The organism is Acinetobacter sp. A1 (assembly GCF_012371315.1).
Lineage (GTDB): Bacteria > Pseudomonadota > Gammaproteobacteria > Pseudomonadales > Moraxellaceae > Acinetobacter.
Genome location: NZ_JAAZQY010000003.1, coordinates 1 through 20,357, shown reverse-complemented (window position 1 = coordinate 20,357; position 20,357 = coordinate 1). Strand labels below are relative to the sequence as shown.

Here is a 20,357-nt window from a genome sequence, read left to right as displayed (position 1 = left end):
TATTGAAATTACACTCCAATTGTTTACAATAACGCTAAAATTTAAATCTTTTTATTCCATTAAAAATTATGAGAAAAACTGAAGTCTATCAAGTACGCTTGGACTCTCAAGAGAAAAAACAAGCTTTTGCTGTGTTTAAACAACTCGGGATTACACCTGCGCAAGCAGTACGCCTATTCTTTAAGCAAGTGGTACTAACAAAATCAATCCCCTTTTCAATTGAAAATCAGAATATTAATTTGGAGCAATTGATTAAGTTACGTAAATTAAAACAAGAGCAAAAAGCAGACCTTACAGAGCCATCTGCAACCCCAGATACAAGCGCAATGCCTACCGCTCAAACCGAAGAATTTGAGCTAGATGATGAGCATTTAGATCTGTTTGATGAGTTGAATGCCATTTTGGGTGAAACTGACAAAAATTAACAGTGTTGCATTTTTAAACAAAATTTTAAAAAATAGCTTTAAAAACTTAGCTATGCTTCATGCAAGGATAATAAAAAAGCATGGAGTACCAATATGATTGTAAGACGTGCCACTTTAGAAGATTTAGAACAACTTGCGGTATTGTTTGATGAGTATCGTCAATTTTATGGCGCTTCCTCAAATTTAAGCCTTTCTGCAGCCTTCCTAAAACAGCGTTTTAAAAATCAGGAAAGTGTGATTTTCATACATATCAAAGACCATAAAATTACTGGATTTGTACTACTTTATTTAGGTTTTTCATCTGTTGCCTGTTCAACTTACTATATTTTAGATGACGTCTATGTCACCCCAGTTTTTAGACGACAAGGCTCGGCCAAACAGCTAATTGATACCGCTATTTTATTTGCACGACATGAAAATGCACTACGCATTAGCCTTGAAACACAGAAAAGTAATTACCAATCGCATCAATTGTATGAAAAGATGGGTTTTGTCAAAGATGATGAGTTTCAAACCTATCACTGCTTTTTAAAATAGTAGTGCACCTTACTAGCTTTGCATCAGTAGTTTTATTCGTGCTTTATTCAATACGTGTTTTTGCTAGTTGGATTTGTTCGGGGCTTAAATAGACCCATTCACCAACATCTATAGCCAAATCATTCAAATTTAATGCACCTACCTGCTGGCGGTGCAATTGTTCCACCTTGTTGCCTACTGCCGCCAACATACGTTTGACTTGATGATATACCCCCTGATGAATGGTCATCTGCAATTCACATTCAGCAAGTAGCTGCACTTCTGTTGCAGCAAATAGCCCTGTTTCATTACGCAATGCGACACCCTGCTTTAGTTGCTGTATTTGTGCAGCACTTATTGGGTCTGCTGTATGCATTGAATACACTTTTGCCACATGCTTTTTAGGATGGGTCAACGCCTGTAAAAATTGTCCATCATCGGTCAGCAGCAACAGACCTGTAGTATCTTGATCTAAACGTCCTACACATTGCAAACCACGGTTCAGTAATACATCCTCAAACAAGTCAAACACACTAAAGTGATGCGTCGCTTGATGCGAACACTCATAGCCCTGTGGTTTATGCAAGGCAATATATACCTGTTCACGGTACTGATAGTTTTGTCCGTACACGCTAAACTGCAAAGTAGTATCTGGTTTTATGTGGATAGCGAATTTAGGATTGGTCTGAATTTCATTCTGAATACTTACTGCACCATTTTTAATAAGTTGCTGGCAATGTTTACGTGAACCAAAACCTTGTGATTGCAACATTTTTTCCAGCAACATAACGACCTTTCCGTGCATAAACATTTAAAAATAACTGTTGCCCGCTATTCTAAACCAAATACACAGCAATTTCCGATCAGTTCGCGCGCTCTGCCCGTTCATGACTAAAAACCGCTACAATAACGACACTTTTCCAGTTTTCTATTGTATTGATCACCATGCTCTCCCAATTAGACCTTAACTTAATGGTACTGATCGTGCTGCTGGCCTGCGGTATTTTCAGCCAAAATACGGCTGTGACCATTGCCGCAGCAGTGCTGATTGTTTTTAGAATTACACCGCTGAGTGAGTTTTTCCCACTATTGCAGCAGCACGGTTTAAATATTGGCATTATTATTCTGACCATTGGTGTACTAACACCCATTGCCAGTGGCAAAATTCCTGGTGATACGATTTTAAAATCTTTTCTTAGTTGGAAATCGTTACTTGCCGTTGCGATTGGCGTTTTTGTTGCATGGTTAGGTGGGCGTGGTGTGAAACTAATGACCAATCAGCCCGATGTCGTAGCAGGCTTATTGATCGGCACTGTGACTGGTGTTGCTGTGTTACGTGGTGTTCCTGTCGGCCCATTGATTGCCGCAGGAATTTTAACTTTATTTATTGGCTATTCTTAAACTTAGTTTTATTACGCATTGGAAATGAAATCCTTCCAAATTCAGGCAGTTTTACGAAATAAGATAGCACTTAACAGCATCCCTATAGCAGATAAGACTGCCATTAAAATACCGACCCAAAACCATGTTCCTGTGACAGAAACGATAGCCGCCACCACAGGGGGCAACAAAAATTGAGAACTTGCTGAACATTGCAGCACCAAACCTATGGTTGTACTAATTGCAACAGGTTGTGGTGCAAAATGCATAACTTGTGCAAATATCACCGCAGCAACCAAACCGCCAAATAAAGAAAAATTGAGTACCAGTAAAAACTGTACAACAAAGGGTAAAGCTTCGCGCAATATGTAAAAACTCAGCGCGCACAGTATAAGTACAACAAAACCAAGTTGCATCAAAACCAACGCTCTAAAACCACGTTGCAATAAAATTCCACACACAAGTGTCCCAACTGCATTGGCAATTGCCACCATTGCCGTGAGTATACCTGCAGTTTGTAATGAAATTTGATATTGCTGATAAATCGTAGGTAAGAAACCCACCAAACTGAACCACTGCCCTGCATATACACCAAAAACCAAAGCCAGTATCCATGCAGGTGGATGGGTCAAAGTCGCTTTGATCAGGTCAAATATGGCGATCATTTGCGTGCCGATCTGCACACTCGGCACGACTTTATAAATAATGATTGCAAGGACAAAGGATAACAATGCAAAACACATCCACACGCCTTGCCAATCCAACACATTTAATAAAAAAGGTGTGGTCAATAAGCCAATGCCCATGCCACCACCCATATAGGCGCTCCAAAGTCCCATTTTGGCAGGCAGTTGTTCTATAGCAACCAATTGACGAATAATTGCAGGACCACTCAGGGTGACCAGTAAGAAGCCAAAACCTTCAATGACACGCAGTATTAATAAGGCTGAATAGTCTTGAACAAAACCACCTATAAAACTGGCGCCACCCAGTAAAGTCAGCCCCAGTAATACGCAACGCTTCAATCCAATTTTTGCGGTATAACTGCCCAACAGCAAGGCAAAACTCATGCCTGCAGCTTGTACCAAAGACAGTAAAAAGCCTGCCTGAACCAAACTAATCCCAAGTTCAGCCTGTAGCACAGGAACAGTGGGCGGCAATTTGCCAATATGCATTGCGGCCATAAAACCCGCAGCCACAATCCACAAATCCTTTGTCAGCCAACGCACCAAACTCACCATGCTCTCCCTTAATATTTGCAAGGCAAGCTTAGCAAGAACATTCCGTTGGCTTTAGAGAATATTTGAATCAGCTTAATGCTTTTAACGATAAGTCTGCACTATCTTTTAAGCGTGCTCAGCTTGAATAATACTGTGTCCGCTTTTGTGAAAATTTTTCGAGCTGCTTTAAAAATCCTTCAAAATAACTCTTTTCTTTTTCTTCGCTCCGATAACCCGCATACAAAGTACGGCGTAACCCGCCTGCAGCAACACAATCTAAACGACGTGAAGTCACCCAGCCTTTTTGTTCATATTCATTCACCACCCAGTCAGGCAAAGCACCAATACCGCGACCACTGGCCACAAGCTGAATTAACATTTGGGTTAGATCTGTAGTACGAATGGCTTTGGGCTGAATATTGGCAGGAATAAACAGCTTAGACATAATATCCAAACGGTGTTTATCTACAGGATAGGTAATTAACGTTTCTTCAGCCAATTCCTGTACGGTAATACGCTCTGCACGTACCAAAGGATGGGTGTTGGACAATACCAAACGTGATTCATATTCAAAAATTGGAAAATATTCGATGCCTTTGAGGGCAATCGGGTCTGCGGTAATCAACAAATCAAACTCTGCCGTTTGCAGCAATTCATGTGGATTAGCTTCAAAACCTGAAGCAAAATCCAGATCTACATCAGGATATTGTTGTCGATACTGATTTAGTAGCGGCATCAACCAATCAAAACAGCTATGACATTCCGAAGAAAAAATAATTCGCCCCGTTTGACCATGGACAATGCGGGTGATGTCGGTTTGGGTAATCTGAATTTGCGGCAAGACATCATCAGCCAATTTTAATAATCGTTGCCCCACATTGGAAAAAGTCACAGGGCGGCTACGGCGGTTCACCACTTCTACCCCATACCAATGATCTAATTCTTTTAACTGGTGAGAAATTGCAGATGGCGTCAAACACAAATCATTGGCGGCAGCAACCAAAGAACCATGCTCACGCAGGGCTGCCAAAGTTTTTAAGTGACGAATTTCAAGCATTGCTTGTTCCTAATTTTTTAAACTGCTGATGTATTTGTTCGATGCTTTTATTGAGATTTAATCTGTAGCAGATCATTTCACAAAGCTTAAATGCAAACACAAAAAATGAATTTAATTAATTTTAACATGAAAATAATGAGTTTGTTTCATCTTATTTTTTATTTGATGATATTTACAACATAATCAGCTCAATCTCCCTTGGAATTATCATGACATTAACCACACATATTCTAGGCTACCCACGTATTGGGGCAAAACGTGAACTCAAATTTGCAGAAGAATCCTATTGGAAAGGTGAAATTCAACAAGTTGACTTTCTAGCTGAAGCTCAAGCGGTTGAAGCCGCTAACTGGCAAGCACAGGTAGATGCAGGGATTTCTATACTTACAGTGGGTGACTTTGTACTTTATGACAGCGTTCTCACACATGCTGTACGTTTAGGTATCATTCCAGCACGTTTTAAAGATGCAGCAAAACTGAATCAAGTCGATCAACAATTTTATTTAGCACGTGGTCGTGCACCAAACTGTAGTGATGTTGCAGCGCTGGAAATGACCAAATGGTTCGACACCAACTACCATTATCTTGTACCTGAATTAAATTCAGCTCAGGAATTTAAAGCTGATTTTTCCGACTTATTTGCACAAGTGGAACGCGCAAAAGCCTTTAATAAACCGCTAAAAGTTGTTGTACCCGGCTTGCTAACGTTTTTGTACTTATCACGCATTGTCGATACCTATGAAACGCTAGAAACAAAACAGCATACGTGTGAATGTAATATAACGCAGCGTGAAGTTGCCGCAAATCAAGCCACTTTGCAATTTATAGATGCATTACTGCCTATTTATGCTGCATTGTTTGATGAACTAAAAGCACGTGGTGTGGATTATGTACAACTCGATGAACCTGCCTTGGTTTTAGACCTTGAGCCAGAATGGCAAACTGCATTTGAACGGGTTTATCACCTATTACAGCGTCGTGATGGTTTAAAACTGATTGTTGCCACTTATTTTGAAAGTTTAGGTGCAAACTTAAATCTTGCGGTTAATCTGCCTGTTGCAGGTTTGCATATTGACATTAGCCGTGAAAAAGCAGGTGAATTTTTCTGGAAAAAAGTCATTGATCAATTACCTGCCCATAAAATTTTATCTCTGGGTTTAATTAATGGCCGTAGCGTCTGGGCCAGTGATTTGACTGCGCTCAATGACATTGTACAAACAGCACAAAAAAGCTTGGGGGATCGTCTCTGGCTATCTAGCAGTTGTTCTTTACTGCACGTCCCTGTAGACCTTGATTCGGAAATTATACCTGCCGAAGTAAATGGTAAATTGGCTTTTGCTCGCCAAAAATTAAATGAACTGGTCGCACTGGCACAAGGTAATATTTATACCAATGCGAAATTATCACCAACCACAACTCAAACATTTAATTTGGTCGCTCAGTCACGCCCAGACACATTTTCAGCACGTTTTGAAGCACAACAAGAAAAACTAAAATTACCGTTATTACCCACCACGACCATTGGTTCTTTTCCACAAACTACAGAAATTCGTGCAGCACGCGCAGCGTGGAATAAAGGTGATTTAACCCAAGCAGCCTATGAAGCAGCAATGCAAAAAGAAATCGCTTACGCCATTCAACAGCAGGAACAGTTGGGTTTAGATGTTTTGGTGCATGGTGAAGCAGAACGCACCGATATGGTGGAATATTTTGCAGGTCTACTTGATGGTTTCTGGTTGTCTAAATTTGGCTGGGTACAGTCTTATGGTAGCCGCTGTGTACGCCCACCCATTATTGTCGGTGACATTCAGCGCCCAAACACAATGACAGTCAAATGGATTCAATACGCCAACAGCTTAACAGACAAAATCGTCAAAGGTATGCTGACAGGCCCTGTGACCATTTTAAATTGGTCATTCCCTCCTGCACACCGTAGCCGTCGTGAAGTCTGTTTACAGTTGGCAGAAGCAATTCGTCTTGAAGTAGCAGACCTTCAAGCCGCAGGGATCGGCATTATTCAAATTGATGAAGCGGCATTTCGTGAAGGCTTACCACTACGTAAAGCAGATCAGGCTGAATATTGGGATTGGGCAGTGAAATCTTTTAAACACTGTTCAAGCAGCTCCCGCGTAGACACCCAAATTCATACCCACATGTGCTATTCGGACTTTAAGGATTGTTTGCAGCAAATTACCACAATGGATGCCGATGTAATTACCATTGAAACGTCCCGTTCTGGTTTGCAGTTACTAGAAGTTTTCCATGAACAAGGCTATCCGAATGCTATTGGCCCAGGAGTGTATGACATTCATAGCCCACGCACACCAACTGCCGACAATATGCGTACAGTGATTGATGCAGCCTTAAAAACCATACCAGCTGAACGTTTATGGATTAATCCAGACTGTGGTTTAAAAACTCGAAACTGGGCAGAAACCAAAGCCGCACTCGCAGAATTGGTCCGCATGGCCAAACAAGTGCGTCAAGAACTTGAGTCCCAGGCGGCTTAAGCAGATCGCCTAAGCAAAGCAAAAACCAGAACCGCCGACTGTACATGCAGTCGGCGTTTTGTATTTAAAAATTTACGAAGAATATTGTGAACTTAATCGCTTACTTCGTTTATATAACCAAACCAAAATTAGCGTTGGTAGAATAAAACCAATTACAACTAACACACCATGAATCATTGAGGCATAAGGTTCAGCAAGCATAGCAACGTGTTTCATTGGTGATGTCCACGGAGACATTTGTAATGCGAGTAAGCCAATAAAGCCCAATTGCCATGAAATATCCTCACCCACTTTTAAATGTTGACGATATGCATAAATTAAAAGAACAGCTGAAAACCCAATTTCAAGCACCCAAGACCAAACACCCCACTTTTCCCACAAACTAAAACCTAAATATTGCCCTGCATAAGGATATAAGGCCAAATCTGCATTATGCATTGGAATATCAGCGATAAAGTGCAAAAAACAAGCAGCTCCTGCAACAAAGGCGACTCGCTTATCTTTTAAGAAAAATGCAGCCCAAACCAATGACCAAATTATTGCCATTAACAGCGAATGATCCCAATCAATAAAAGTTAAATCAAAATACAGATATGGGAGGGCATTTAAGTTCGCTGTGACTTTTTCAACCCCAATTACCACTAATGTTCCATTAATAATATCCAAAAAACCTGCACCCAAAATGATTGGGAGCAATGGCACATCTATATATTTTGCTTTTAATGCCATACCCACTGCAAAGTGTCCAAAATACATACTTCACCCATTTTATTGATTGAACATTCATTCAATTTAAAATTAAAAAAATTTAGTCCACTTTCCACAATATGAGTAAATGCTGAATCATTTGCGAACGCTGTAATGGGTCAGCAATATCACATCCTATATTTAAGTTGAGTAAATGTGAAAATCCATACTGTATGTTAATTGCCATAAATTGTTGTGCTGCAAGATTAAAATTCATCTGACGAACCTCCCCCTGTTCATAGCGTTGTGCTAATAATGTGGCTAACTATTTTTGACGTGTTTGAAATAATTGATCTATGACTTTAATTTCATCAAGCTGCATACTTTCACTTTCACATAAAATAATTTTAAGTAGGGCGCGATGTTCAGAAAATAGTTGTACGCTTAACTCACATAAAGTATTTAACACTTGGCGAATTGGAGCAGCTTCTAAATTTTGATTTGACTGGCTTAATTGTTGCAGTGCATTTTGAACGCCCTAGGCCAACAAAACCCTAAGAATCTCTTGCTTACCCGCTGGAAAATGGTGATACAGAATGCCATCAGACAACCCGACTTTACGAGCAAGTGCTCGAATAAACGTTTTGCTATACCCCTGTTCTGAAAACAAAGCCAATGCACCATCTAAAAGCTTTTGCTTGGTTTCCATAGCCTGATCTGCTCGGGTATTACTCATGTTTAGTACAAGCCTCTCAACATCATTGAACAATTGTTCAATCAAAATATACAATTTTAGGCTGTGTGCAAATCAAAGATGATTTATTCTGACAACTTCTCTCCACAGTGTGGGCAGTATTTATAAGGCTCTTGCTCTAAACGCAGTTCTTCTTCACGACGCTCACGAATTAACTGCAATAAAATATCCTGTGTTTGCTCATTGGTTAAACCAACCTGTTTACGTAAATCTTCAATTTTTTCCTGATCATTTAACAGGTCAATTTCACTGTTTTGTAATAGCTCTCTAAATTTCAAGCCTAAATGTTGCTTACGTTGTTCAAGTTCGTTGGCTAAACCTGTAGCCAAAATACCAGCAGGCAATGCTGCCAAGCCCACACCCAACACCGTAATTAATGCACCTAAAATTCTGCCCCAAGGTGTAATGGGTGTGACATCACCATAGCCTACCGTGGTTAGGGTTACCACTGCCCACCACATTGAGGCAGGAATCGAACTGAACGCTTCAGGCTGTGCTTTACTTTCAACCACATACACGCCTGCAGCAGACATCACAATCATAATTGATAGAATAAAAACAACAGCCTGAAATGAGCCTTTTTCCCGCTCAATCACTCTTAATAGAATCTGCAAGGACACAAAATAACGTGTCAGTTTTAATAAACGCAGCAAACGTAAAATTCTGAGGAAACGTAAATCTAAATGCACAAAGAAGTTGATATAAGCAGGTAAAATTGCCAATAAATCTATAATCGCCCCACCACTGCTGAGCCATTTTAGACGCTGCTTCCAAGGGGATATAAACGGGTCTTTTTCGGCAATACTCCAGATCCGCAGCAAATATTCAACGGTAAAAACGGCGATGGAAAAGTTTTCAAAATGGTCAAAAAATATCTGATATGCAATATAGACATCATTGACCGATTCCAAAATAACCGCACTGGCATTGCCTAAAATCAGTATAATCAAAAAATAGTTAATGCAACGACTAAACCATGTTTCGTAGTCATCATCGTGTAAGTTGTTATAGACGAATTTGCGTAATGTGTACCACGGTGTAAATGCCATACCGAATATTATATTTAGGCTTACAGTGCTGGCAGTTTAACCGAAGTTTTTCTTCAATCGAAATTATTTTATATACTGTTTTACTGTGCAAAAGACCACTCCGCAAAAGCCTGTAGTCTTTACAGCCATCCTCAACTACTGAATAAACAACAGTGCCAAGCGCACTTGGTCATAGCCCATTCTCGGACTGGTGGCTTCAACAATAGGACGCAACTTAATTGCCCCATCATCGCTAAAATGATCTGCATTTTGGCGCTTCATTAAACGCTTATAAATTTTTCGTACTTCTTCCACTACTTCTTCACCTGGATGTGCCACGGAAATATCCAGATTTTGTTCTTTTTGCAACCGTGCTAAATGGTTAATGATGGTTGCAGGTGTTAAGCCACGCTCCACGGCAATATCTTGAATATCATAACCTTCTTCAAATAAAGCGCGGGTTTCATCCAAGGTGGCGGTGGCATAATTGGTTTTACCACCTTTGGCAATTTTCTTTTCATTACGCAAAATTTCGGTTTCGTTCAATGTGCCACCACAATGACGAATAAATGCATTATGTTGTGGGGTTAAATCCATCAGTTCATAGTGTGTTTCGGCTTCTTCAGACAATTCCTGAAAACGCCGGTCAGCCTTAATGGCTAAACTGTCCAATTCCAATGCTTGGCTGTTAAAACCCAATAAGCGCAAACCACTTAAAGATTTTAAACGTGACAAGGCCACATAACCCTGCCCTTTTTCAAAAGTATGGCTTAAATTAATTTCTGCAGCTTCTAAGGTCATACCTTGTGACTTGTGGATGGTAATGGCCCACGCTAAACGCAGCGGAATTTGCTGAAAACTGGCAATGGTTTTACCAGCATCATTATCTACCGACCATGTTTCAGGCTCAACCAACAAGACGGTGCCATCGGTCAGTTTCACTTTAGGCAAAATGCCATGATCATCATCTTCTTCAAAGCCAATCACTTCGCCCAAACTGCCGTTAATGTAGCCCATATCAAAGTTGTTTTTAACAAACATCACTTTGGCATGTTTTTTCAGATTTAAAATTTCAGGTGCACGTACTGATGATTTCAGGGTTTCAATCAGTTTTTCATTGCCATCACAAACGGCATCAAACTGCTTGCTCTCAGTTTCAATTTCATTCAGATGTTTAAAGTTGATGTTGTCTACATCCATATTATGGGTATATAGACGGGTGAACGTATCTCCAATATCTTGCCGACGAGTTTGTTCCAAAGCCTGAATATGTGCTTGTTCAATATTCTGCGCCCGAATTGCATTTAAAATATCATTTAAATAGTCATCGCCCTGACGGTGTTGTTCGGTCAAATAACACACACGGAACTTGGCTTCTACCCACGCGTCCGACATAAAACAGAATTTATCTCGGTTGCGCTCATCATTTTTCCCTACAGGCGGTAACTGGAAAAAATCTCCCGCAACAATCACCTGAATGCCGCCAAAGGCTTCATCGCTATCTTTAAAATATTTTAAAACCTGATTGACTAAATTCAGTTGCTTGGCATGCAACATCGAAATTTCATCAATAATCAACACTTGCGCATTTTCTAAATGTTCTTTGAGATATTTGCGCTCTTTCATATTTTTTAGGTCTGCCTCGGACAAAAAATCTTTAATACCAATGCCTGCCCATGTGTGAATGGTCATGCCATTCATGTGCGTTGCAGCAATACCTGTAGATGCAGTGATGGCTACAGGTACTTTTCGTGCTTTTAAATAATTGATGTATTGATTCAGGGTATAGGTTTTACCCGCACCAGCAGAGCCTGTTAAAAAGACATTTTCGCCTGCTTTTAAAAGTTTAAGTGCAGTTTCCTGTTTCATAAGACCTATACCATTGCTGAACGGCTATAGCCTAACGAGTTTTTGCCCAAAAGTTAAGGCTCAAGTCTGCGAATACGATAACTGTTGTCTTATGCTTTAGCTTGCAATTGTGGATTCAGCCATGCAATAAACTGCTCTGCAATGGTCACCAGTAACTGTTCCGCTTTTTGATTATTCGGATATTCCAACTGATCAAATTCAAGTTGCCCCTGCCGAAAATGACAGCCCAGAGTCAATTGCTGCGCATAATGTGGTGACGCCATGTGAAAAGCCACATATTGCCCTTCACTCATTAGCTTAGCGTAGCTAAGTGCCAAACAGTGTTTAAAGTTTTGTGATTCTTCAATAATACGGTCTAAATGAATCATTTCCTCAAAGCACCAGCCTGAAAATTTTAGCGTTGGCATAGGGCTTTTGGCCTGCCATGCACTGCACTGAATTTCCTTTTTTAATTTGGCCATCAGTTCTGCTTTGTAGACCTGTTGATGCCAACGCACCGCCTGATAAAATAACCCCAACCAACTCAGACTCTTAGGAATATGTGTATGCGCTGCAAAATATTCCAGTAAATAGTCACGTACATAACTGTCAAACACTGAAACTCGCGTATGCTGCGCCCGTAAATAAAAACGCTGCCGAAAATCATCAGGTTGAAGTTGATAACGCTGCAACACCGTATAAAAATCACGCTGCTGCTGACTCTCGGGCTGAATATAGTCCAACAAGGCAGGCGGTAAATCCTGTGTGATTTGCTGCAAATAAGTCATATAACTTTGCATAACACGACTCAAACGTCTAAAAACATGCTTCACCAAATGCTCATCTTGCTGCGCCACTGTTTTTAGCAAACTCATCCATTCATCCAAATACAAAATGGAAGGACTAATCGCAACACGTGGATCATCTACAGATTGCTTTTCACCATGTGGCATTAGACTGACATTATGTGCATGCGCAAACCATGCCTGCTGTGTCGCATACACATTACAGCTTTGAATAAACATACGCGCCGCAGAATATTGAAAATATTGCAATGTCGCTAAAATAATACGTGGATGTGCCTGACTACAATCGACAAAACTGAGCGCAGTCACTGCGACCCGCACACTGGTATGCTGCATATTTAAACTGAGCCAATCCAACACTTGTGCAGACTGTTTAAACAGCCAGTTCACCGCTCGTGGATAATCAAATAACGGCAGTTTGGCAACCTTCTTTTGCCAAATTAAAGGACAGGATTTTAAGAAATGCGGTTTTGCCAATGCATCGGAACGCTGCCACACTTCTCGATGCATTAAGCGGGCAAAACCCAGTAAATGACCATGTTCTTCGGCATGCCGATACAACAACTGAATATCATCCTGATGGTCAATTAAATCCTGCAAATTAAAACGCTCAGGAAAGGACACCGCCAAAATTCGATACATGGCTTTAGGCAAAAACTGTGCAGCACTAAAACAAAAATCATCATAACTGTGCATTAAGGCTTGCACAGGCAAAAAGGTATCACCCTCAATAAATTCTAAAGCACACAATGCAGATAAGGCCGTTAATGTTTCATCTGGAATGACCGCACCATGCTGTACAGCACCTGTAAAAACAGCATGCTGGGCATAATCAGACTGAATCAAGGCTTGATCTAAAATCTGAGCCTGTACACCATCTAAATGCAGCAGCAACTGTTGAACACGTGCAGCACCATCCACCCACATATAGGCTTGCTGCATAATCAGATGTCGTAATTGCTGCGCCTGATTACGCAAAAATAAGGAGTGTTGTGGCTTTAAATCACCCGTGTGAAACTGTAAATCATGCAGAAAAAAATCTTCAAACGCTTCTTGATGCTGCCCCGCAAACTCAAACTGCGTCTGAATTAAACTAGGGTTAGATTTAGGCGGATAAAATTCAAGGCTAAATAGACCGTTTAGCAATTCAATCCGATGCTGTAAAGGATCAATACGGAACATATTTTGTGCAGTGAGATGCCCAACTAGCTCCATTTGATCTTGATATATTTCTGCGGCCACACTGGAAATACGTACCAATTGCTGTGCAACGGCATGCAATTGGCTATGCTGGCGACTTGGCTGCATACACACTCCTCATGCTTAAGTACGGTCTATCTAAGTTGCATCTTATTTTTATTTAATTGCAGCGACTAGACCAAACTCGTGATTAATCCCTATTTTTTGTTTTATTTTCCATTTTCATAAAGCACTTGATGCTTGAATTTTCCTTAAATCTGCCTATGCATCAACTTCCACTAGACTGGTTTTATGCACAGTATCTACACATAAAACCGTATATATAAACCACTATAAACAAGATTTCTGGCCTTGCCTATAGCTTTTATAAAGCTTCAGATGAAATATGACTCTTTTAAAATCCCATAAATTACAATAGATTAATTTGCACTATTTCCTCACAAAATAGGGTTGGTTTTTGGTAGGTAGGATTTGCATACAAAGCATTGAATACTCAAATCACGGTTCAATACCGCGATAACAACATATTATTCCAATACCCAATGCAAGAAGGAATCTGAGCATGGCTTTTAAAAATATTGCAGATCAAACCAACGGTTTTTATATTCCTTGCGTGTCACTATTTGGCCCTGGTTGTGCCAAAGAAATTGGCGTAAGAGCACAAAACTTGGGCGCAAAAAAAGCCCTAATTGTGACAGATGAAGGACTATTTAAATTTGGCGTGGCCGATACCATTGCAGGCTACTTAACTGAAGCAGGCGTTGCCAGCCATATCTTTGCAGGGGCAGAGCCAAACCCAACCGATATTAATGTCCATAACGGTGTCGATGCCTACAATGCCAACAACTGCGACTTCATTGTGTCTTTAGGCGGTGGCTCTTCGCATGACTGTGCTAAAGGTATTGGCTTGGTCACTGCAGGAGGTGGACATATTCGTGATTATGAAGGCATAGATAAAAGTACCGTGCCAATGACACCGCTGATTGCCATTAACACCACAGCGGGAACAGCTTCAGAAATGACCCGTTTCTGTATCATTACCAACACCGACACCCACGTAAAAATGGCCATTGTCGATTGGCGCTGTACCCCACTCATCGCCATTGATGACCCTAAACTTATGATTGCCAAACCTGCGGGCTTAACCGCTGCCACAGGTATGGATGCCTTGACGCATGCGGTAGAAGCCTACGTTTCAACTGCGGCCAACCCGATTACCGATGCCTGTGCGGAAAAAGCTATTCGTATGATTAGTCAATGGCTGAGTCCTGCAGTGGCAAATGGTGAAAATATTGAAGCACGTGATGCCATGAGCTATGCGCAGTACTTGGCCGGTATGGCATTCAATAATGCATCATTAGGCTATGTACATGCGATGGCGCATCAATTGGGTGGTTTTTATAACTTGCCACACGGTGTCTGTAATGCAATTTTACTGCCGCATGTTTGTGAATTTAACCTGATTGCCTGCCCTGAACGCTATGCAGACATTGCAGAGTTGATGGGTGTAAATACAGATGGTTTAACCACCACAGAGGCTGCTTATGCTGCAATTGATGCAATCCGTGAATTATCGAGTTCTATTGGTATTCCAACAGGTTTGGCAGAGTTGGGCGTTAAAGAAGATGATTTAGCGATTATGGCGGAAAATGCACAAAAAGATGCCTGCATGCTGACTAACCCACGTAAAGCCAACCATGCGCAAGTGGTCGAAATTTTCAAAGCGGCTATGTAAATATCGCTACACGGCTGAGTGAATCTACATTTGCTCAGCCTCTCCCATCCTCTAATCAATTGTCTTTTTCTCATTTTGTTTCTTGTTTTAATTTTTAACTTCCCTTTGCAGAACCATGTCACGTGTGTTCTGCTTTTTTTAATCTGTGCTGCGCATATAGACATTTATACACAATCTACAAAATATCTAAATGTTGATGCTTTTCATAATTCAATTTGACAAATGCACACAGCTCATCAAGGATATAGACAAAATAAAATTGATGATGAGCGCCTTATGCCACTTCGTAAAAAACAAAAAGCTGCCCCTAGCTACCATCCTGATATTTTAGGTCCTGATTATCAACAAATGACGTTGGACTTCCCCGCCGATTATGAAGGTAAAGTGATTGCCACTTTGGTACGCAAAAAAGCCGAACAAGAAACCCGTAAAGCTGTGCTCTATATTCATGGTTTTATTGATTATTTTTTTCAGACTGAAATGGCAGAACAGTTTAATCAACATGGTTATGACTTTTATGCGCTCGATTTACGGAAATATGGCCGCTCACATTTGTCACACCAGCACTGGTATAACGTGCGTAACCTATCTGAATATGATGCAGAAATTTCGGCTGCACTTGAGCAAATAGCGGCCGAACAGCATGATTCCGTTATTTTATGTGGTCACTCTACAGGTGGATTAATCACCACACTCTATGTGGCACATCATCCAAATCATCCTCTAATTCGCGGCCTATGGTGTAACAGCCCTTTTTATGATTTCAATATGACCGAAATTGAGAAAAAAGCTGGCGTTCCTCGTTTAAGTCAACTTGGAAAATTATTTCCAGATTTGAAGTTTCCAAGCCGCCTAAATCCTTTTTATGTGCCAAGTTTACACAAGCAATATCATGGTGAATGGTTATTCAATCTGGAGTGGAAAAAACCACGTTACCCTAAAGTACGCCTGAGTTTTGTGCATGCCATTCATGAAGCACAAAAGGAAATTCACGCCAGTGTGCATTTGGGTGTACCAACCTTAATTATGCATGCGAGTCAAAGTAGTTATCCACGCCAATGGAATGAGATTGCGCAACGCACTGACGTAATTTTAGATGTTGCAGATATGCAAAAATATGGGCATCACATGCATGGTGATATTCAGCTTTGCCAAATTGAAAATGGCATGCATGATTTGGTGCTTTCTGCGCCCGAAGTCCGTGCGGAAGTATATCAGTCCTTGTTTGACTGGTTAAACCGCAAAGGGCTATAAAAACTAAAGGACAGTGAAATGAAAGCCTAAATGACTTGAGTCGTCCTTTAGGCTTGGTATTTTAATAAAATTTGATGTGCAGGATGATGCTTTGGCATCAATTCAATTAAACGCTCCACCGCGTCAATCGCTTCAGGGCTGCGTGCCAAATGTTTTAGCAATGCATCGGTATCTTGTGCATTAAAAATGGCTTCACTCAGGCGAGATTCTAAGCAATCTCGCCATGCACATAAAAATGGACTTTCAGTTTTCGCCAAAAATACCCCTGCACACGTTTGCAAGGCTGACTGCACATAACCTGCATCTAAAGCCTGCTCGGCTTGTAAAAAATCGGCTTCTATATGCGCTAAAACTCGGTAAGGACGCGAACCAAGCATCCCGCCTAGAATATCACGTAATTGTGACATTTCAGCTTTTAGCGTCCCCAAACTAACTTTACGCTCACCATATAGGGCTTGGTGTAAAGTATCTAAACTCATGCCTTGTGGGCAAAGTGCCAAAATCACCAATATTTCAATTTGACGCGGTGTCATCACCACCACTTTGCCATTAAATAACACCTGTGGCACGCGAAACGCGCGAATATAAAGCTGCTGTTTTTGCTGTTCAAGTAGTGCATTTTGAATCAAAGAAGCACAGCGTTCTGCTGCCAACAAACCCAAACTGTTATGGTTTTTCCAAGTAGTCGATAAATCAATCACACCCAAAACCTGTTTGGAATGTGGATCGACAATTGGTGCGGCATAACACACCCAATCATGCAAAGACGACATATAGTGTTCACTGGAAAACACACAGCTGGCTTGCTGAGTTTTGAGTGACAAAGCCAAAGCATTCGTACCCACCAACTCTTCACGCCACTGCCCACCTTCTACAAAATGCACCTGTTCCGCCACATTACGCATTTGCGCGCTCGCAGCAGTCCAAATAATCGTAGTGCCCACATCGCCCACGGCTGCCACCATGTCGGACTGCTGCGCGATATGTCTTAAATCCTCTGCACAGTTTTGCACAGCACGTTGTAAAGCCGAACCGCCTTGCGGATGCGATAAACGAGAATTTAACGGGGCTGCCAGCCGATCAACAGGAATTTCCGCAATTTGAGAGCGTTGCCAAGAATTTAAAATACTCTGCTGAATTTGCTGCGCATGTAGCGGTGATAAACTACTGCTTTGTCTAAACCGTTCAATATGCTGTCTTTTTTCCAATAGGCCTTGTTTTTTCATCATGACTGATTCTCACAATCCTGTGGGCATTACATCCAATGTACTGCTTGTTTTTGTAAGTATTTGTTTGTTGCTTGTAAACCTGCAACTTTCCAACCTTTTTCCAACCTTATATTGGTATGCTAAACAAATAGCGTACCAAAGTACCTTATACCTTAGCCGTAAATTTAAACTGATTTTAGACATAGGATTATTCTAAACGGTAAAGAGACGGCAGATTATAAAAAACCATCAAAGGAAGTGAATTATGCGTTACGTAGATCCCAATCAACCCGGTTCAAAAGTTCAATTTAAAGCACAATACGAAAACTTTATTGGTGGCGAGTGGGTAGCACCAGTCAAAGGCGAATACTTTGAAAATATCTCTCCTGTAGATGGCAAAGTATTTACCAAAGTCCCACGCTCATCTGCAGAAGATATTGAACTGGCTTTAGATGCTGCACACAAAGCCAAAGCTCAATGGAACAGTTCATCTCCAACTACTCGTTCTAATATTCTGTTAAAAATTGCAGATCGTTTAGAACAAAATCTAGAATTACTGGCGGTTGCCGAAACATGGGATAACGGTAAACCTGTACGTGAAACATTAGCAGCCGATATTCCCTTAGCGATTGACCATTTCCGCTACTTCGCAGGCTGTATCCGTGCGCAGGAAGGTGGAATTTCTGAAATTGATGAAGATACCATTGCCTACCACTTCCACGAGCCTTTGGGCGTGGTTGGACAAATTATTCCATGGAACTTCCCTATTTTAATGGCGACATGGAAACTTGCACCTGCATTGGCTGCGGGTAACTGTATTGTGCTTAAACCTGCAGAACAAACGCCTGCCAGTATTTTAGTTTTGGTTGAACTCATTCAAGATTTATTGCCTGCAGGCGTATTAAACGTAGTCAATGGGTATGGCGTAGAAGTTGGTCGTCCATTGGCAACCAATCCACGTATTGCCAAAATAGCATTCACAGGTTCAACACAAGTTGGCCAGTTGATCATGCAATATGCCACTGAAAATATTATTCCAGTGACCTTGGAACTTGGTGGTAAATCTCCAAATATTTTCTTTGAAGATATTATGGCGCAAGATGACGACTACTTAGATAAAGCCCTTGAAGGCTTTGCTATGTTTGCGCTGAATCAGGGTGAAATTTGTACTTGTCCATCACGTGCACTCGTACAGGAAAGTATTGCTGACCGTTTCCTTGAAAAAGCCATTGAACGCGTTAAACGCATTAAAACAGGTCACCCGCTTGATACTGAAACTATGATTGGTGCGCAGGCTTCACAAGAACAACAAGATAAAATCTTAGGTTGTATCGCCACAGGCCGTGCAGAAGGTGCACAAGTTTTAACAGGTGGTGGTGAACGTCAGGAAGTGGGTAGCGGTTTCTATATTGAACCGACCATTTTCAAAGGCACCAATGATATGAAAATTTTCCAAGAAGAAATTTTCGGCCCTGTGCTTTCTGTCACTACATTTAAAGACTTCGATGAAGCTATTAAAATTGCCAACGATACCATTTACGGTTTAGGTGCTGGGGTTTGGTCACGTTCTGCGCATACCTCTTACCGTGCAGGCCGTGCAATTCAGGCAGGTCGTGTCTGGACCAATTGCTATCACATTTACCCTGCACACGCTGCCTTCGGTGGTTATAAAAAGTCAGGTATTGGCCGTGAAAACCACAAGATGATGTTAGAGCATTATCAACAAACCAAAAACTTGTTGGTGAGCTATTCAACTAAACCTGCGGGCTTCTTCTAAGTCTTGTTAAGTTTAAAAAGCTAAAGCTCCTATCTAAAAATGCGAACTTCGGTTCGCATTTTTATTTCATCCATTTCAATATTAGACTCAAAATCTGCCACACATATAAATACATCTAAAATACAGACACAAAAAAAAGCACCATATCAATGGTGCTTTTATCACATCATATCTGCTTATTTTTTTGCAGCTACAGATGCTTCAGTGGTGATGTTTACAGTAATTTTATCACCTACGTTTGGTACATAGCTTGCAATACCAAATGCAGAACGGTTGAATGAAGTTGTTGCATTAAAGCCAACAGTCGCCGCCTGAGTCATTGGGTGTGGACCTTGCTTGTTCAATACGGCATCAAGTACTACCGGTTTAGTCACACCTTTTACAGTTAAATCACCAGTGATTTTAAAGTTTTTCTTGTCTTGAGTTTCAACTTTAGTACTTTTGAAAGTAATTGTTGGGTATTTTGCTGCATCAAACCAGTCTGCTGCCATTAAATGCTCATCTAAAGCTTTAACGTTAGTGTTAATGCTGCTTAATGGAATAGTTACGTTAACAGATGAGTTTGCAGGTTTTTTCTCATCAATATTGATTGTACCTTGAATGTTTGAGAAGTTACCTGATGGTGTAGAAAAACCGAAGTGATCCCAAGTAAATACAGTTGCAGTATGGGTTGGGTCAATTTGATAAGCTACTGGTTTTGCGATAGTCATTGTTGCTGCAGAAGCGATAGCCAAACCTAATGCAATTGATTTCATGTTCATGTTGTTGATCTCCAAAAGAGTGAATTCGTTTTCAATGATGTTTAGTTTATAGATTTTTGATGCAAATACACGTGTAAAGATAAAACGTTATGTTGCATGACTGAAACGATAAATGAGACTGTAAATTAAATTGTGTAATTGCCTGAATTTGCTATGTTCATATTCACAACGGAGTCAGGCAACATGATGAA

18 protein-coding genes are annotated in these 20,357 nt (G+C 40.8%); 7 read left to right on the top strand and 11 right to left on the bottom strand.

What is annotated here, in order from left to right; translation table 11 throughout:
• The first annotated feature begins 68 nt into the window (after positions 1 to 68).
• On the top strand, positions 69 to 425 hold the full coding sequence (locus tag HHA41_RS01630) for a type II toxin-antitoxin system RelB/DinJ family antitoxin (protein WP_168419033.1): 357 nt from the start codon (positions 69 to 71) through the stop codon (positions 423 to 425).
• Positions 426 to 518: 93 nt separating this feature from the next.
• Positions 519 to 962, top strand: a complete 444-nt coding sequence (locus HHA41_RS01625) for a GNAT family N-acetyltransferase (RefSeq protein ID WP_168419034.1) — start codon at positions 519 to 521, stop codon at positions 960 to 962.
• Positions 963 to 1,005: 43 nt separating this feature from the next.
• On the opposite strand, the gene HHA41_RS01620 is transcribed toward HHA41_RS01625, so the two are convergent.
• Positions 1,006 to 1,728 carry a 16S rRNA pseudouridine(516) synthase gene (locus tag HHA41_RS01620; RefSeq protein ID WP_168460230.1) on the bottom strand — a complete coding sequence of 241 codons (723 nt, stop codon included), beginning with the start codon at positions 1,726 to 1,728 and terminating at the stop codon, positions 1,006 to 1,008.
• A 158-nt stretch (positions 1,729 to 1,886) separates the two neighbouring features.
• Here HHA41_RS01620 and HHA41_RS01615 point away from each other — a divergent pair, with 158 nt between their 5' ends.
• Positions 1,887 to 2,342 carry a DUF441 domain-containing protein gene (locus tag HHA41_RS01615; protein ID WP_168460228.1) on the top strand — a complete coding sequence of 152 codons (456 nt, stop codon included), beginning with the start codon at positions 1,887 to 1,889 and terminating at the stop codon, positions 2,340 to 2,342.
• Between the two features lie 41 nt (positions 2,343 to 2,383).
• On the opposite strand, the gene HHA41_RS01610 is transcribed toward HHA41_RS01615, so the two are convergent.
• Both HHA41_RS01610 and HHA41_RS01605 read right to left on the bottom strand, forming a co-directional pair.
• Positions 2,384 to 3,550 (bottom strand): MFS transporter, encoded by a 1,167-nt coding sequence (locus HHA41_RS01610; RefSeq protein WP_354667267.1) that lies wholly within the window; start codon positions 3,548 to 3,550, stop codon positions 2,384 to 2,386.
• 127 nt (positions 3,551 to 3,677) lie between these two features.
• Complete coding sequence (locus HHA41_RS01605; protein ID WP_168419036.1) at positions 3,678 to 4,598, bottom strand: LysR family transcriptional regulator; 921 nt, start codon at positions 4,596 to 4,598, stop codon at positions 3,678 to 3,680.
• Positions 4,599 to 4,807: 209 nt separating this feature from the next.
• On the opposite strand from HHA41_RS01605, the gene metE reads away from it, so the two are divergent.
• Positions 4,808 to 7,108, top strand: a complete 2,301-nt coding sequence (gene metE, locus HHA41_RS01600; protein WP_168460225.1) for a 5-methyltetrahydropteroyltriglutamate--homocysteine S-methyltransferase — start codon at positions 4,808 to 4,810, stop codon at positions 7,106 to 7,108.
• 72 nt (positions 7,109 to 7,180) lie between these two features.
• Here metE and HHA41_RS01595 read toward each other — a convergent pair whose 3' ends face one another.
• The 6 genes from HHA41_RS01595 to HHA41_RS01570 form a co-directional block, all read right to left on the bottom strand.
• A complete protein-coding gene (locus tag HHA41_RS01595) occupies positions 7,181 to 7,864 on the bottom strand; it encodes a hypothetical protein (protein ID WP_168460224.1) in 684 nt (227 codons plus the stop codon).
• 52 nt (positions 7,865 to 7,916) lie between these two features.
• Entirely contained in the window at positions 7,917 to 8,072 is a 156-nt protein-coding gene (locus HHA41_RS01590; protein WP_168460223.1) for a hypothetical protein, read from the bottom strand.
• Between the two features lie 261 nt (positions 8,073 to 8,333).
• The gene (locus HHA41_RS01585; RefSeq protein ID WP_168460221.1) at positions 8,334 to 8,531 is read right to left on the bottom strand and encodes a helix-turn-helix domain-containing protein; all 198 of its coding nucleotides are present in this window, start codon (positions 8,529 to 8,531) and stop codon (positions 8,334 to 8,336) included.
• Positions 8,532 to 8,614: 83 nt separating this feature from the next.
• Positions 8,615 to 9,598 carry an ion transporter gene (locus HHA41_RS01580; protein WP_168460220.1) on the bottom strand — a complete coding sequence of 328 codons (984 nt, stop codon included), beginning with the start codon at positions 9,596 to 9,598 and terminating at the stop codon, positions 8,615 to 8,617.
• A 135-nt stretch (positions 9,599 to 9,733) separates the two neighbouring features.
• A complete protein-coding gene (locus tag HHA41_RS01575) occupies positions 9,734 to 11,446 on the bottom strand; it encodes an AAA family ATPase (RefSeq protein WP_168460219.1) in 1,713 nt (570 codons plus the stop codon).
• A gap of 89 nt (positions 11,447 to 11,535) precedes the next feature.
• On the bottom strand, positions 11,536 to 13,539 hold the full coding sequence (locus HHA41_RS01570) for a hypothetical protein (RefSeq protein WP_168419316.1): 2,004 nt from the start codon (positions 13,537 to 13,539) through the stop codon (positions 11,536 to 11,538).
• 454 nt (positions 13,540 to 13,993) lie between these two features.
• On the opposite strand from HHA41_RS01570, the gene HHA41_RS01565 reads away from it, so the two are divergent.
• On the top strand, positions 13,994 to 15,166 hold the full coding sequence (locus HHA41_RS01565; protein WP_168419315.1) for an iron-containing alcohol dehydrogenase: 1,173 nt from the start codon (positions 13,994 to 13,996) through the stop codon (positions 15,164 to 15,166).
• 276 nt (positions 15,167 to 15,442) lie between these two features.
• Positions 15,443 to 16,420 carry an alpha/beta hydrolase gene (locus HHA41_RS01560; RefSeq protein WP_168460218.1) on the top strand — a complete coding sequence of 326 codons (978 nt, stop codon included), beginning with the start codon at positions 15,443 to 15,445 and terminating at the stop codon, positions 16,418 to 16,420.
• Positions 16,421 to 16,467: 47 nt separating this feature from the next.
• On the opposite strand, the gene HHA41_RS01555 is transcribed toward HHA41_RS01560, so the two are convergent.
• Positions 16,468 to 17,649, bottom strand: coding sequence for a transcriptional regulator (locus tag HHA41_RS01555; RefSeq protein WP_104473543.1), 1,182 nt, complete (start codon positions 17,647 to 17,649; stop codon positions 16,468 to 16,470).
• A gap of 244 nt (positions 17,650 to 17,893) precedes the next feature.
• Between HHA41_RS01555 and HHA41_RS01550 the strand changes: the two genes are divergently transcribed.
• The gene (locus HHA41_RS01550) at positions 17,894 to 19,405 is read left to right on the top strand and encodes an aldehyde dehydrogenase family protein (RefSeq protein ID WP_005177426.1); all 1,512 of its coding nucleotides are present in this window, start codon (positions 17,894 to 17,896) and stop codon (positions 19,403 to 19,405) included.
• A gap of 176 nt (positions 19,406 to 19,581) precedes the next feature.
• Here HHA41_RS01550 and HHA41_RS01545 read toward each other — a convergent pair whose 3' ends face one another.
• Positions 19,582 to 20,166, bottom strand: coding sequence for a YceI family protein (locus tag HHA41_RS01545; RefSeq protein ID WP_168419311.1), 585 nt, complete (start codon positions 20,164 to 20,166; stop codon positions 19,582 to 19,584).
• Between the last annotated feature and the right edge of the window lie 191 nt (positions 20,167 to 20,357).